This is a genomic window from Shewanella sp. 492, assembly GCF_059338445.1.
Window position 1 is genome coordinate 1,477,545 of record NZ_CM181702.1, and the last position, 14,359, is coordinate 1,491,903.

Annotated in this window: 13 protein-coding genes and 8 tRNA genes; 18 read left to right on the top strand and 3 right to left on the bottom strand. The window is 44.5% G+C overall.

Translation table 11 applies throughout. The annotated features are described in order from the left end of the window. Positions 1-201 precede the first annotated feature (201 nt). Positions 202-807, top strand: coding sequence for a peroxiredoxin (locus tag AC5YBX_RS06705; protein ID WP_494519491.1), 606 nt, complete (start codon positions 202-204; stop codon positions 805-807). 280 nt (positions 808-1,087) lie between these two features. Here AC5YBX_RS06705 and rnt read toward each other — a convergent pair whose 3' ends face one another. Beyond that, entirely contained in the window at positions 1,088-1,777 is a 690-nt protein-coding gene (gene rnt / locus AC5YBX_RS06710) for a ribonuclease T (RefSeq protein WP_494524641.1), read from the bottom strand. 191 nt (positions 1,778-1,968) lie between these two features. Between rnt and AC5YBX_RS06715 the strand changes: the two genes are divergently transcribed. From AC5YBX_RS06715 to AC5YBX_RS06795, 17 genes are all read left to right on the top strand, one after another. Continuing rightward, entirely contained in the window at positions 1,969-2,802 is an 834-nt protein-coding gene (locus AC5YBX_RS06715; RefSeq protein WP_494524642.1) for a flagellar protein MotY, read from the top strand. 580 nt (positions 2,803-3,382) lie between these two features. Next, on the top strand, positions 3,383-5,530 hold the full coding sequence (locus AC5YBX_RS06720) for a prolyl oligopeptidase family serine peptidase (protein ID WP_494519488.1): 2,148 nt from the start codon (positions 3,383-3,385) through the stop codon (positions 5,528-5,530). Positions 5,531-5,701: 171 nt separating this feature from the next. Beyond that, complete coding sequence (gene ybgC, locus AC5YBX_RS06725; protein WP_494519487.1) at positions 5,702-6,100, top strand: tol-pal system-associated acyl-CoA thioesterase; 399 nt, start codon at positions 5,702-5,704, stop codon at positions 6,098-6,100. After that, positions 6,090-6,779, top strand: a complete 690-nt coding sequence (tolQ, locus tag AC5YBX_RS06730; RefSeq protein WP_494524643.1) for a protein TolQ — start codon at positions 6,090-6,092, stop codon at positions 6,777-6,779. The genes ybgC and tolQ overlap by 11 nt, the downstream gene beginning before the upstream one ends. After that, a complete protein-coding gene (gene tolR, locus AC5YBX_RS06735) occupies positions 6,779-7,213 on the top strand; it encodes a protein TolR (RefSeq protein ID WP_494519485.1) in 435 nt (144 codons plus the stop codon). The genes tolQ and tolR overlap by 1 nt, the downstream gene beginning before the upstream one ends. A gap of 3 nt (positions 7,214-7,216) precedes the next feature. Then, positions 7,217-8,152, top strand: a complete 936-nt coding sequence (gene tolA, locus AC5YBX_RS06740; protein ID WP_494519484.1) for a cell envelope integrity protein TolA — start codon at positions 7,217-7,219, stop codon at positions 8,150-8,152. 9 nt (positions 8,153-8,161) lie between these two features. Next, on the top strand, positions 8,162-9,487 hold the full coding sequence (tolB, locus tag AC5YBX_RS06745; protein WP_494519483.1) for a Tol-Pal system beta propeller repeat protein TolB: 1,326 nt from the start codon (positions 8,162-8,164) through the stop codon (positions 9,485-9,487). A 31-nt stretch (positions 9,488-9,518) separates the two neighbouring features. Continuing rightward, positions 9,519-10,058, top strand: coding sequence for a peptidoglycan-associated lipoprotein Pal (gene pal, locus AC5YBX_RS06750; RefSeq protein ID WP_494519482.1), 540 nt, complete (start codon positions 9,519-9,521; stop codon positions 10,056-10,058). A gap of 24 nt (positions 10,059-10,082) precedes the next feature. Then, complete coding sequence (gene ybgF, locus AC5YBX_RS06755) at positions 10,083-10,802, top strand: tol-pal system protein YbgF (protein WP_494519481.1); 720 nt, start codon at positions 10,083-10,085, stop codon at positions 10,800-10,802. 161 nt (positions 10,803-10,963) lie between these two features. Beyond that, positions 10,964-11,039: transfer RNA gene (locus AC5YBX_RS06760), tRNA-Lys, on the top strand. Positions 11,040-11,169: 130 nt separating this feature from the next. Beyond that, positions 11,170-11,245, top strand: a tRNA-Lys gene (locus AC5YBX_RS06765). Between the two features lie 37 nt (positions 11,246-11,282). Beyond that, positions 11,283-11,358, top strand: a tRNA-Lys gene (locus tag AC5YBX_RS06770). 37 nt (positions 11,359-11,395) lie between these two features. Continuing rightward, positions 11,396-11,471, top strand: a tRNA-Lys gene (locus AC5YBX_RS06775). Positions 11,472-11,508: 37 nt separating this feature from the next. Then, a tRNA-Lys gene (locus AC5YBX_RS06780) sits at positions 11,509-11,584 on the top strand. A 37-nt stretch (positions 11,585-11,621) separates the two neighbouring features. Continuing rightward, positions 11,622-11,697, top strand: a tRNA-Lys gene (locus AC5YBX_RS06785). Positions 11,698-11,734: 37 nt separating this feature from the next. Continuing rightward, positions 11,735-11,810: transfer RNA gene (locus AC5YBX_RS06790), tRNA-Lys, on the top strand. 37 nt (positions 11,811-11,847) lie between these two features. Further along, a tRNA-Lys gene (locus AC5YBX_RS06795) sits at positions 11,848-11,923 on the top strand. A 366-nt stretch (positions 11,924-12,289) separates the two neighbouring features. Here the strand turns inward: AC5YBX_RS06795 and AC5YBX_RS06800 are convergent. Next, a complete protein-coding gene (locus AC5YBX_RS06800; RefSeq protein ID WP_494519480.1) occupies positions 12,290-12,547 on the bottom strand; it encodes a GrxA family glutaredoxin in 258 nt (85 codons plus the stop codon). A gap of 65 nt (positions 12,548-12,612) precedes the next feature. Beyond that, complete coding sequence (radD, locus tag AC5YBX_RS06805) at positions 12,613-14,352, bottom strand: DNA repair helicase RadD (protein ID WP_494524644.1); 1,740 nt, start codon at positions 14,350-14,352, stop codon at positions 12,613-12,615. Positions 14,353-14,359 lie beyond the last annotated feature (7 nt).

Sequence of the window (14,359 nt, forward strand, 5' to 3'; positions counted from 1 at the left end):
CTGTATCTAGGTTTACTGCGTAAGTGTAAACCCTAGGTGGGCATTGGTGTTAGACTCGGACAGTTATTGGGCAACTGAAATCAAATTGTTCAAAAAAGGTGACAATGATCCCAAATAGCTTGTGTCCCGCTGGTGACTGCCTATAATGCTTTTTAGTTCATAGTTCTAAAGCTTTTTTCAATCCATAGATGGAGATATAAAATGAGTGTATTAGTAGGCCGTCCGGCTCCTGATTTTACTGCTGCAGCGGTTCTTGGTAATGGCGAAATCGTAGATAGCTTTAACCTAAGCGAAGCGATCAAAGGTAAGACAGCTGTAGTATTCTTCTACCCACTTGATTTCACTTTCGTTTGCCCATCTGAACTGATCGCTTTCGATCACCGTATGGATGAGTTCAAGAAGCGTGGCGTTGAAGTTATCGGTGTTTCTATCGATTCTCAGTTCACTCACAACGCGTGGCGTAACACTCCGGTAGACAAAGGTGGTATTGGCCAAGTTCAATACACACTTGTTGCTGACGTTAAGCACGAGATCTGTAAAGCATATGATGTTGAGCATCCAGAAGCGGGCGTGGCTTTCCGTGGTTCTTTCCTTATCGATAAAGAAGGTCAAGTACGTCACCAAGTGGTTAACGATCTTCCACTAGGTCGTAATGTAGACGAAATGATCCGTATGGTTGATGCACTTCAGTTCCACGAAGAGCACGGTGACGTTTGTCCTGCTGGTTGGGAAAAAGGCGACAAAGGTATGAATGCAAGCCCAGAAGGCGTAGCTTCTTACCTGACTGACAACGCTGACTCACTATAATTTTCGGGTCTATAGTATGTCAGTCAAAAAGCCGCGATAATCGCGGCTTTTTTGTGTTCAAAATAGGTTCTGTCACTTAAGCCAATTGAAGGCGTGATAAATAACCTTGATGATATTTTATCCTCTCGCGACTTGCTAAAGTAAACGTTTTTAGCAAGTGATGGGGCTAAGTTATCCCCCACAGATGCGGCTTTATTAGCTTTAATGCTATTTTTACCTTAGGCTATCTTGGTCTTAGGTATACTCCATCGTCAGCTCACCTATTTTGCCTGTGAGCTTATCAACCAGTTTGCACTTCACTTTGCTTGTCACTGTCTTGCTGTGCTGAATTTTCAGCAGACTCCAAGGGCCAGCCGCCTAGGGCTTTCCATTTATTGACGATATGGCAAAAAAGCTCGGCGGTACGTTCTGTGTCATACAGTGCCGAGTGCGCTTCTTTATTATCAAAATCAATTCCAGCGATAGCGCAGGCTCTAGCGAGCACGGTATGTCCGAGTGCAAGGCCCGATAAGGCTGCAGTGTCAAAGGTGGCAAATGGATGAAACGGCGTGCGTTTCAACCCATTGCGTTCAATTGCTTTGGTGACAAAACCATGATCAAAGGCGGCATTGTGAGCCACTATGATGCTGCGGTGGCAGCCGGACGCTTTTTGTGCTTTTTTTACTTCTTTAAATATTTCTAAGAAGGCTTCTTTTTCTGATACTGCACCGCGTAATGGGTTAGATGGGTCAATACCGTTAAATGCCAGTGCTTCAGGTTCAAGATTAGCGCCTTCAAACGGCTCAATATGATAATGCAGCGTTTTATCTAGCATTAACACACCTTGATCGTCCATTTTCAGCATAGTCACTGCAATTTCAAGCAACGCATCGGTCTGGGCATTGAACCCAGCAGTCTCTACATCGATAACCACAGGGAAATAGCCCCGAAAACGGTGGTTGAGTTTATTAGCGTCGCACATATCGCTCATCAAATTATCCAAATAATTAGCCAAGCGCTATTATGAAGTATCTAGCCTGAGCTTGTCATGTTTGATTGGTTAATATCTAGGCTAAAGGAATAGTAAAACATGCCGATAGCCTTAAGTAACACAATGAATGAGAGCGATTGTCTATGTTGAGTAGGGTGCCGTTGATTTTTACATTATGGTTGAGCTTAGGGATGTCACTGACAGTTCAGGCTGAGTTACGCCATTATGTGGCATCATTAGAGCAGTCACAGTGGCGAATTAGTGATAACACGCCGATTGTCTGCCGACTGGAACATGAGATCCCTTCATACGGTAAGGCCATCTTTACTAGTTACGCGGGTAAACATCATGATTTGAATTTTACGCTTGATATGTGGGTAAAACCTGATGAGGTAACGCACGCAAAATTGATGAGCACAGCCCCTGCATGGCGCCCTGGTGTACAGTCAAAACCGATAACCGATCTGACTTATCAGAAGTACTTTAGCGGTGAAGTGCCTAAACATGCGGCTTGGTCGATGTTGAATGAATTAGAGCGCGGCATGCAGCCTACATTTTACTATGCAGATTGGTATAACCGTTCTAGTAAAGTAGCTGTAGGGCTTTCCGCCGCTAATTTTGCGCGTAACTATACCGATTTTCGTGCATGTCTCGCTAATTTATTACCTTATAGCTTTGAAGATATTGCCTTTACTGTACTCACCTATGAGTTTGGTGGTAATGAGTTAACAAGGTACTCTAAGGCTCAAATTGCTAAAGTGCAGCAATACCTGTCTTACGATCAAGATGTAGAGTTAGTACTTATCGATGCCTATACCGATAGCTATGGCGGTCGTTCTATCAATGCTAAGGTATCTGAAACACGGGCTAATTCACTTAAAGATCTGTTTTTATCGGCAGGTATACCACAAGATCGTATTCATACCGAAGGCCATGGTGAGCGTCGTCATGTGGCCTCGAATGACACCATTGAAGAACGTGCGCGTAACCGCCGGGTGGTGATAAGGTTGAGTAAGCCACTATAGGCGTAGCGGCTAATATTCAGATAAACCCAGCTAATGCTGGGTTTTTTATTGCCGCAAATTTGTATTGGCATTATTACAGGTAAAAAAAAAGCCCACTTAATATAGTTAAGTGGGCCGCAAATAATAGATTGCAATCAACAAATTGAAGGAAGGAAGTCAAGCATAAGAACCAGGGAAAAACTTACGTGTATCAACACACAAGCTTAGAGTTCTTGTTTTCAAATCTACGTAGGTAGACACTTCCTGAAAACGAGGCGAATTATAGGATTAGCCCTCTAAAGCAGCAAGCGAGAAAAATTGCTAATTTGAATTAGTATTTCTAATGCTTGGTAGTGATGGTTATTGCACTAGATGCACTCATTTGGCCTTTCTGCGATTGATTAAGCACAATATGTGCATAATTTTACGTTTTAATTAACTTATCCATGTTGGTTTTTTATTAACAATTAACTGGAGTATCGCTATCGTTGATTGTTTTAATATTATTGCGCTGTTTAATTTTACTTGTATAGTACGTGGTTATGAGCTTTTGCTCACAAATTTATTATAAATAATAACTAGATATTCAGGATGGCAACAGATGAGTCTTAAAACGATTTTGTCAAAGCAACACCTTCTGTTGATAGCGGGGTTTGGGCTAGTGCTCAGCGGCTGTCAGTATAATGCATCTCAAACTGATAACACGCCAACGACAACCCAAGGCGTGGTCGAGACACTTCATGGTGTCGAAGTAGCCGACCCCTATCGTTACCTTGAAGAAGACAGTGAAGCGACCCAAGCTTGGGTAAAACAGCAGCAACAGGCTGGTCATGACTATCTTGCTCAACTCGAAAATAAACAGGCCATTGTCGATCGTATCACTGAGCTGTGGAATTATGAAAAAGTGACCGCGCCAGCTGAGCATGGCGATTACACTTATTATTACCGTAACGATGGCCTGCAGGCGCAGTCGGTGTTGTATGTTAAAGATAAGCATGGTCAAGAAAAGGTTGCTCTCGATCCCAATAGTTTTTCAACCGATGGTACCGTGGCATTAAGCGGTGTGTCTGTTAGTGGTGACGGTAAAACGATTGCCTATGGCGTGTCAAAATCAGGTTCGGACTGGCAACAGTGGCAGTTTGTTGATGTCGTCAGTGGCAAAAAGCTGGTTGATGAACTCAATTGGATTAAATTTTCTAGTGCGCAATGGAGTAAAGATAACCAAGGGGTGTATTACTCTCGTTATGATGCGCCAGCGGGCGGCAACTTACTTGCCGATGTAAACTTTAACCAAAAAGTCTACTATCACAAATTAGGTACAGATCAATCTCAAGATGTGTTGATCTATGAGCGTCCCCAGAATAAAGATTGGGGATTTGGCGCCGAAGTATCGGAGCAGGGCGATTACCTGTTGATCTCGATTTCACAAGGTACCGACAGTCGCAATCGTTTCTTCTATAAGTCGTTAACCGAACACAATGCTCCGGTGGTTGAATTGATTGTTGAGCTTGAAGCCGAATATAGCTTCTTGGGCAATGATAAATCTGTGTTCTATTTTAAGACCGATTTAGACGCGCCTAATGGCAAAGTGATTGCCATTGATGTGAAGCGTCCGGCCAAAGCAAATTGGAAGACGGTGATTGCTGAATCAAGCGATCCTATTGCGAGCGTAGCAATCATTAACGATCATTTAGTGGTCAGCTACTTACATGATGTATTAGGTCAGTTATCTATTTTCAGTATGGAGGGTGCCAAGCGTCAGGATGTAGACTTGCCCGGTAAAGGGAAAATTGCCGGCCCTTATGGCAAGCGAAGCAAAGACTATTTCTATTACACCTTTAATAGTTACGTGCAGCCACAGACCACTTACAAGTTTGATTTTAAAACGGGTCAATCTAGTCTGTTCGCTAAACCAGAGGTCTCGTTTAACCCCGATGACTATGTGTCAGAGCAAGTGTTCTACACCAGTAAAGATGGCACCCGTGTCCCTATGATGGTTTCTCATAAGAAGGGATTAACACTCGATGGTAATAACCCCACCTTATTGTATGCCTATGGCGGATTTGCTATTTCATTAACACCGCGTTTTAGCCCAGCGAATATCGCTTGGATGGATATGGGCGGTATTTATGCTGTGCCTAATCTTCGTGGCGGTGCCGAATACGGTGAAAGTTGGCATCAAGCAGGCATGTTTGATAAGAAACAAAATGTGTTTGACGATTACTATGCTGCGGCGCAGTACCTTATTGACAACAATTACACCAATAGTACTAAATTAGGCGCTTATGGTCGCAGTAACGGTGGTTTGTTGATGGGGGCCGCGTTAACTCAACGTCCTGATCTGTTTGCCGCAGTGTTACCTGCAGTCGGCGTTTTAGACATGCTGAGATTCCACAAATTTACTATCGGTTGGGCGTGGACCAGTGAATATGGCAGCGCCGATGTCGCTGAGCAATTCCCCGCGCTACTCGCTTATTCGCCTTACCATAATATTACCGAGCGTGAATATCCGGCCACAATGGTGATGACAGCCGATCATGACGATCGTGTAGTGCCACTGCATAGCTTTAAATTTGGTGCACTGCTGCAAGACCGTCAAACAGGCGATGCGCCAATTATTATGCGTATCGAATCTAAAGCTGGTCATGGGGCGGGTAAACCCACAGCAATGAAGATCGATGAATTTGCCGATATCTACAGTTTCCTTTGGCACAGTTTTGGTTTAACTGTTCCAGCTAAGATTGGCTGATAACTGACTCGCTATGATAGAAACTTTAAAAGGGAAGTGAATAACTTCCCTTTTTTATTAACAAAATTTTATGAAGTAACTGCTTACTGATAGTGCCTGAACCATTCACAATTGCCTACGCTGTAGGTATAGTAGGCCTCTATTTTAGCTAATGTTTGGCGATCATTATTTATGTTTCGATGGCCTATTTCTGTTTATTACGAAGATACTGATGCAGGGGGAGTGGTTTACCACTCCAATTACCTCAACTTTTTCGAGCGCGCTCGCACCGAGTGGCTTAAACACATCGGCGTGAAACAGACTCAATTACTTGCCGATGATATTGCCTTTGTGGTTAAAAAGGCGGAGTTGGACTTTAAAGTAGCCGCTCGATTTGAGCAGGACCTTGTGGTTGAAACCGAAGTTATAGAGTTGAAAAAGGCTTCGTTATTATTTCGTCAACGGTTGCTTGATGCTTCAGGCAAGTTGTACTGCGAAGGTCATATTCTGGTTGCCTGCATAGCTTTGTCTCGCATGAGACCAAGAGCGATTCCGCAAAACATTGTTCAGGAGTTTAAGAGTGGAAGCTGATATTTCCTTTATTGGGCTGTTTTTACAAGCCAGTTTGTTAGTCAAGTTTGTGATGTTGACGCTATTAGCGTTATCAATTGTTTCCTGGGCAGTGATTATTCAGCGTCGGCGTTTACTGACCACGGCTAGAGAACGCGCACTCAAGTTTGAAGATAAATTTTGGTCTGGTGTCGATTTAAATAAACTCTATAAAGAACTCTCAGCGCGTCAAGACAGCAATAGCGGCTTAGAAGCCCTGTTTTACAGTGGTTTTAAAGAGTATGCTCGACTGAATAACCTTAATGGTAAAGTCCCTAGTGCGGTGATGGACGGCAGCTATCGTGCCATGCGCGTGGCATTGTCGCGCGAACTTGAAAAGCTAGAGACCCATTTACCCTTATTGGCTACCATAGGCTCAACCAGCCCCTATATTGGCCTATTTGGTACCGTGTGGGGGATCATGAACTCTTTTATCGCGCTAGGTGCGGTTGAAAACGCCACGCTTGCTATGGTTGCTCCTGGGATTGCTGAGGCATTGATTGCGACCGCAATGGGTCTATTTGCTGCCATTCCTGCTGTGATCGCCTACAACCGATTTTCGACTCAAGTGGATAAGATAGAGATGTCTTATGCCAATTTTATGGAAGAGTTTTCCAGTATTTTACATCGCCAAGCTTATAGCGAGAAGGAAGTGGTCTAATGCAACAAGGTTATCAGCGTAAACGACGCCGGCCTGTCGCTGAGATCAACGTTGTGCCTTATATCGACGTGATGTTGGTCTTGTTGATTATTTTTATGGTCACGGCGCCCATCGTTACTCAAGGGGTAAAAGTTGACTTACCACAAGGACAAGCTGAGACTTTGCCTGCAGACAGTAAGCCTCCCGTGGTCGCCTCTATCGATGCTAATGGTGATTATTACCTTGATGTGGGTTCGAGTAGCTCGAAGGAAGTATTAGATTTGGAGGAGCTGGCGGTAAGGGTCGGTGCCATTATTCAGCTAGAGCCAGAGCGTCCGGTGGTGGTTAAAGCCGATCGCAGTATTGCCTATGAAAAAGTGATTCAGCTAATGGTGTCCTTGCAACAGGCTGGCGTACCATCTGTTGGCCTGATGACAGATTCACCAGAGGAGTAATGGGTGGCAGCTAAATCAGATTTTACTTTACCTCTTGTTATTTCGGCCAGTATTCATATTGGCGTGCTTATCGTTGTAGCGATGGGGGTTAATTTTGACGAGAAACCTAAAGTGGTTCCTCAAGTCAGTGCCCCGGCAGTGCAAGCTGTGGTGGTCGACCAACAAAAGGTGGCACAACACGTTGAAAAGCTTAAGGCAGACAAGAGAGAAGCTGAGCGTAAAGAGCAAGCACGTCAGGAAGAACTTGAACGCAGAGCTCGTGAGGCTAAACAAGCTCGAGAGCGTGAGCAGGCACAAATAAAGAAACTTGAACAACAACGTAAACAGAAAGAGATAGAAACTCAAAATGCAGCTGCGGCGGCGAAGGCTGCCAAGTTAAAAGAGCAGCAAGAAAAAGAGAAAGCGGCGCAAGCAGAAGCGCAGCGTAAACAGAAAGAAGCAGAGCGAAAAGCCGCTGAAGATGCGGCAGCGAAGGCTGAGGCTAAGCGTAAACAGGAGGAAGCCGCGGCGAAGAAAGCGGCAGACGAACGTAAGCGTAAAGAGGAAGCTGAGCGTAAACGTAAAGCTGAAGAACAAGCACGTTTAGAGCAAGAGCGCATGATGCAAGAGGCTTTAGCGGCCGAGCAAGCGGCATTATCGCAGACTCGTAATAAACAGGTGACGACAGAAGTGCAGCGTTATACTTCGATGATCCGAGCGACTATTCAGCGCAACTTAGTGGTGGATGAGTCGATGCGCGGCAAAAGTTGTCGCATATTTATTCGACTAGCAAAGGATGGTTTTGTTACCGCCAATGAGATTTTATCGGGTGACCCTGTAGTTTGCCGCGCCACTAAAGCGGCTATTAATAAGGCGGGGCGTTTACCTGTATCGCCTGAGGCTGACGTTTATAATAAGTTAAAAGAGATTAATTTGACCGTTCAACCGGAATTTAATTAAAGGGGCTTCATGAAGATTTTGACAAAATGGCTAATTTTAGGGCTGTTGATATGTACAGCGCCTGTCAAGGCTGCACTGGATATTGTTATCACCGAAGGGGTTGATGCGGCGCGTCCTATAGCAGTCGTGCCGTTTGTTTGGCAAGGAACGACGCCTATGCCTTCACAAATATCGGATGTGGTGATGTCGGATCTGACCCGCAGTGGCACATTCAAACCCTTGGACGAACTTGGTCTACCGCAGCGTAATATCAGTTCTGCAGCAGATTTTAATTCCAGGGCTTGGTCGGGTGTTGGCGCAGAGGCTGTGGTGCTGGGTTCAATAAAGCCTTATGGGCCAGACCAATATTTAGTGAACTTTGAACTCATCGATTTGGTTAAGGCGCAAATGCAGTCAGGCGGCCCTTCATCGGCAGTTGACTACGTGATCGATAGCCGTGAAACGGTCATAAGTGCCGCTCAGTTTAGACAATATGGTCACAGGATCAGCGACATTGTTTATGAGAAACTGACCGGGATCCGTGGCGCGTTTTTAACCCGTATCGCCTACGTGGTAGTTGATCATCAAGATAAATCGCCCTACAAACTGATGATTGCCGATTATGATGGTTATAACGAACAGATGTTATTGCGCTCACCTGAGCCCTTAATGTCGCCTTCCTGGTCTTCTGATGGACGCAGGTTGGCTTATGTCAGCTTTGAAAACAAGAAAGCTGAAATATTTGTGCAAGACATTTATTCTCAGTCACGTACTAAGGTGACGAGTTTTCCTGGGATTAATGGTGCCCCTTCATTTTCGCCTGACGGCAAAAAATTAGCAGTTACCTTGTCTAAAGATGGTCAGCCTGAAATTTATGTAGTTGATATCACTTCAAAAGCCATTAAGCGTGTCACTAACCATTACGCTATAGATACTGAAGCGTCATGGACGCCTGATGGGGAGTCGATAATTTTCACCTCTGAACGAGGTGGGCGTCCGCAGCTCTATCAAGTGACGCTGGCTTCGGGTAAAGTTTCAAGATTGACCTTTGAAGGTGAATGGAATTTAGGTGGCTCTATTTCTCCTGATGGCCGCAGTATGGTCTTTGTTAACCGTACTAACGGTAAGTTTAATATTGCGCGCATGGATTTAGAAACACGCTTTATGCAAGTGCTGACTTCGACGCGTTTAGATGAGTCACCCAGTGTTGCCCCTAATGGCACTATGGTCATTTACGGCACAACTTATCAAGGAAAACAAGTTTTAGCGGCGGTCTCTATGGATGGCCGATTTAAGGCTCGACTGCCAGTTGGTCAAGGGGAAGTGAAATCTCCAGCTTGGTCACCTTTTTTATAATATCAATCTCGAAAAAGATTAAGGATGTAAAATGAATTTGAATAAGCTTTTTAAGGCGATGTTGGTTGCCGTTCCCGTTATGGCAATGAGTGCGTGTAGTACTACATCTGAGTCAGAAACAGATGCGAGCAGCTCAATGGGTGGTAATAACGGTAGCGAAATGACGACTGGTGGTGTTGAAACCGGCGGTGTGGCACCTATTTTAACCCCTGAAGAGCAGCAACGTCTTAAGTATCAAGAGTTGCGTAAAGAGCACATCATCTATTTCGATTTTGATAGAAGCTCGGTTTCTTCAGAGTTTTCTGAAGTGCTTAATGCCCACGGCGAATACTTAGTTGAACATCCTAATGTGCGCGTCATGATTGAAGGCCATGCCGATGAGCGTGGTACGCCTGAGTACAATATCGCCCTAGGTGAGCGTCGCGCTAAAGCAGTTGCTAAGTACTTACAAAGCATGGGTGTTTCACCTAGTCAAATGAGTATTGTAAGTTACGGTGAAGAAAAGCCACTTGATTTCTCTCGTACAGATGCGGGATTTGGCAAAAACCGTCGCGCAGTATTAGTTTACTAATAACGGATGTTAACAGGGATACATATGAAAAATGCCGTACTTACCGCGGCAATTCTGATGAGTGTTGGTGTGGCGACTGCCGCACCAGCGCCGGTTGAAGATATTGCTGGTGGTGCTTCTAATGATAGGGTGGCTCGTCTAGAGCGTATGCTCAAGGCAAAACAGGCTGCTGAGTTTGAAACACAGCAACGACTCGATACCTTGCAACAAGAAGTATTAGATTTACGCGGGTTGACTGAACAGCAAAATTATCAGATAAATCAGATATTACAGCGTCAACGTCAGCTTTATGATGATATTGCAAAGCTCAGCAGTGCTAAATCGGTGGTAAATACGGCTAGTCCAGTCGCATCAGAAACTAGCTCGTCGTTAGGCGAAACCGCTTCTTACGAGCAGGCGGTTAATTTGGTGCTTAAACAGCGTCAATATGATGAAGCTATCCCTGCATTTAGAAGTTTTATAAAGCAGTATCCGAGTTCTACGTACGCAGCTAACGCGAACTACTGGCTCGGCCAATTGTTATATAATAAAGGTGAATTTGCAGAAGCGACTCAAGCATTTGATACCGTAGTTAAACAGTTTAAAGATTCAAACAAGCGTGGTGATAGCTTGGTTAAGCTGGGGATGATTGCACAAAAGCAGTCAGACAATGCAACTGCCAAGCGTTACTATCAGCAAGTGATCAATGAATATGCTAATAGTGCTGCGGCTAGAATCGCTACACAGCAACTGGCGGGTCTTTAATCTCTATTTAACTAAAAAACATACCCTTAGTTTGTTTTTCATGCAAACGAAAAGAAATGAGAAATTTGCACTTGCATGAGAAGATGAAAAAGGTATTATAGGCGCCCTCAAAGCGGCGTAGTCGCAAGGGCGCTAAATCAAAAAGGTTTAGTTGTAAAAATGGGTCGTTAGCTCAGTCGGTAGAGCAGTTGGCTTTTAACCAATTGGTCGAAGGTTCGAATCCTTCACGACCCACCACTTTTTCTGCAGGTGGTTAAACAAGTAGACGCCAGATGGGTCGTTAGCTCAGTCGCTATTTTTGATAGAGAACAGGGCAGTTGGCTTTTAACCATTGATGACGGTTAATTCACATTATCATCACTTAGATGGGTCGTTAGCTCAGTCGGTAGAGCAGTTGGCTTTTAACCAATTGGTCGAAGGTTCGAATCCTTCACGACCCACCACTTTTTCTGCAGGTGGTTAAACAAGTAGATACCAGATGGGTCGTTAGCTCAGTCGGTAGAGCAGTTGGCTTTTAACCAATTGGTCGAAGGTTCGAATCCTTCACGACCCACCACTTTCTCTGCAGGTGGTTAAACAAGTAGATACCAGATGGGTCGTTAGCTCAGTCGGTAGAGCAGTTGGCTTTTAACCAATTGGTCGAAGGTTCGAATCCTTCACGACCCACCACTTTCTCTGCAGGTGGTTAAATAAGTAGACACCAGATGGGTCGTTAGCTCAGTCGGTAGAGCAGTTGGCTTTTAACCAATTGGTCGAAGGTTCGAATCCTTCACGACCCACCACTTTCTCTGCAGGTGGTTAAATAAGTAGACTTCAGATGGGTCGTTAGCTCAGTCGGTAGAGCAGTTGGCTTTTAACCAATTGGTCGAAGGTTCGAATCCTTCACGACCCACCACTTTCTCTGCAGGTGGTTAAACAAGTAGACACCAGATGGGTCGTTAGCTCAGTCGGTAGAGCAGTTGGCTTTTAACCAATTGGTCGAAGGTTCGAATCCTTCACGACCCACCACTTTCTCTGCAGGTGGTTAAACAAGTAGACACCAGATGGGTCGTTAGCTCAGTCGGTAGAGCAGTTGGCTTTTAACCAATTGGTCGAAGGTTCGAATCCTTCACGACCCACCAATCTTTCTATATTCACTTTTCCTCTATATTCTAATCCAATTTTTGTAAATTTATGAAATGGATCAATATCGCCAAAGTCTTAGAATAAACCACTTAGCTTAGTATGCCCCCATTTATCAACTGTAACTCCCAATTAAGTCAAATTACATCAATACGCAATATTTAATCAGCATGATTGCTTAAATGTTGATGGTACATACAGCTCACGGTTAGAGACGTGATAATTCATAAGTAGAAAAAGAAGATGGTATTTTTGATGGTTGAATTACATGTTGAATTACATGTTGAATTCATAACTGGCGAATTAAATAACTAAGGAGGCCTAAGCCTCCTCAATTATTACTTAATCGATTAAGAATAAACAAATTAGAGTAATTTGTTATCACGTACGTACTGTTCAAATTCAGTGCAACCACCAACGTGAACCTGATCAACAAAGATCTGCGGCACTGTTTCAACTGGCTTTCCAACGGTTTTTTCAAGATCGGCTTTGCTGATCCCTTCTGCATGGATATCTACATACTTGAATTTAAAATCATCACGAGCTTCAACAAGTTGCTCTGATAACTGAACGGCTCTAACGCAGTATGGACAGCCTGGGCGGCCAAAAATTACAACAAACATATAAACTCCTGAAAAAATAATTCGAGACTTTATACCATAGCTAAGATTCGATTGCATATTCTGTATCAAGCAAAGCGTTTTTCGGTGTGAAATCGTCCTTGGTAGTCGAAAAATCGTTCCAGTAAGTCCCAGCCTTTTTTACTTTTTTTGAGCAGTAATAGATCTGGCGCTCTAAAGGTGTCTCTGGCAGCAATAACCTGCTCAATGGTAGTGAACTTAGGTGGTTTACAACCAGGTGTACGAGTATGTTGGTGCACAAATATGGCGTAAAAGGCCCTAATTTGTGCGGGAGTGTCGAACTTGAAATAGCAATTAAAGTCATTGCCGTCAATATCCAGGTAACGCACCCTGAGCTTATTGTTGTGCGACTCTAATAGCATCTCTTGGCAGCGAAACAGGTGGTGATGCTTTTGTTGTAACACCTCTTTTAAGCGTTTATCTGGATCCACTAGCATGTGATCGCAATGTTGGCAGATTTTGGCTGCAATATCGTTTTCTTCGCCGCAGTTAGGACAAGATTTTGATCGAAAACGAAAACCACATTGCACCTTGCCTTGTTCAGTTTCGACTACGGCTTGGCATCGACGACCAAAATGCTCAACTAAATCACCCTCATCGTCGACTAGGCCCCAGAAGATATTGGCAAAGTGACACACAGGGCAGTGCACCTGTACAGGGACGCTTTTGCTGTTGGGTTTGACTTGACCAACCTCAGGGAAAAAGAGGTCGAAACCGTTAGCAGCATAGTCAATCACCAAGCAATCTGTTTTTCCCTCACAAATTCGCAGCCCACGCCCAACCATTTGCTGAAATAAGCTCACCGATGCGGTAGGCCGTAAAATGGCAATGAGATCAACATGGGGGGCGTCAAAGCCTGTGGTAAGTACCGCAACATTAACTAAGTATTTTAACTGCCGCAGTTTGAAGTGCTCGATGATTTTATCGCGATCTTGTGCTGTTGTCGTTGCCGTGATGAGTCCTGCGGGTTCATCGGCTAACAATGTCATTATCTCCTCCGCATGCCTAATCGTTGCTGCGAAAATAATGGTGCCTTGCTTATGTTGTGATAACTGCATTATCTGAGTCACGATTGCTTGAGTCGCTCGCCCTGATACATGGAGTAAAGCATTGACCTCTTTTTCACGATACTCACCACTATCGCTGGCTTGTAGTTCGCTAAAGTCATATTGAGCGGATAAACCATCAAACAGTTTAGGGGGGGTTAAAAATCCTTGTTTGATTAAGGGACGCATTGGCAGTTCAAAAATACACTGCTCAAAAGCGGGCTTATCATCATTTCCCATTTTACCGTGATAATGGTGACGATAGATCCAGCCGGAGTCGAGCCGATAGGGGGTCGCGGTTAGGCCTAGCAGTTTCAGTTGAGCATTTTGTGCTCTCAGGTGCGTTAGCAACTGTTGATATTGGCTATCTTTATCGGCAGTGACGCGGTGACATTCGTCGATGAGCACCAGTGAATAGGGCTCATTAAACTGCGCCGGATTTTTCACGGCAGATTGAATGCTGGCGACAACGGTCTTATTGGCCGTTGATTTTTGTTTTAATCCGGCGGAGTAGATGCTGGCCTCTTGGGTTAATAGGCCAACTTTCTCAGCATTTTGGGCCACTAACTCTTTAACATGGGTGAGGATAAGAATGCGCCCGCGAGCAATGCGCGCTAGTTCGGCTATTACAATACTTTTGCCAGCACCAGTTGGGAGGACTAACACTGCAGTGTCTTGGCTGCGCCTAAAATGGCTCACCGCGGCGTCGACGGCTTGCTGTTGATAATCTCGTAATTTCACGCTGTGC

Coding starts and splice junctions, on each gene's coding strand:
- AC5YBX_RS06705 (WP_494519491.1), top strand. CDS start 202: ATGAGTGTATTAGTAGGCCGTCCGGCTCCTGATTTTACTGCTGCAGCG.
- rnt (WP_494524641.1), bottom strand. CDS start 1,777: ATGAGCGATATGTGCGACGCTAATAAACTCAACCACCGTTTTCGGGGC.
- AC5YBX_RS06715 (WP_494524642.1), top strand. CDS start 1,969: ATGTCACTGACAGTTCAGGCTGAGTTACGCCATTATGTGGCATCATTA.
- AC5YBX_RS06720 (WP_494519488.1), top strand. CDS start 3,383: ATGAGTCTTAAAACGATTTTGTCAAAGCAACACCTTCTGTTGATAGCG.
- ybgC (WP_494519487.1), top strand. CDS start 5,702: ATGTTTCGATGGCCTATTTCTGTTTATTACGAAGATACTGATGCAGGG.
- tolR (WP_494519485.1), top strand. CDS start 6,779: ATGCAACAAGGTTATCAGCGTAAACGACGCCGGCCTGTCGCTGAGATC.
- tolB (WP_494519483.1), top strand. CDS start 8,162: ATGAAGATTTTGACAAAATGGCTAATTTTAGGGCTGTTGATATGTACA.
- pal (WP_494519482.1), top strand. CDS start 9,519: ATGAATTTGAATAAGCTTTTTAAGGCGATGTTGGTTGCCGTTCCCGTT.
- ybgF (WP_494519481.1), top strand. CDS start 10,083: ATGAAAAATGCCGTACTTACCGCGGCAATTCTGATGAGTGTTGGTGTG.
- AC5YBX_RS06800 (WP_494519480.1), bottom strand. CDS start 12,547: ATGTTTGTTGTAATTTTTGGCCGCCCAGGCTGTCCATACTGCGTTAGA.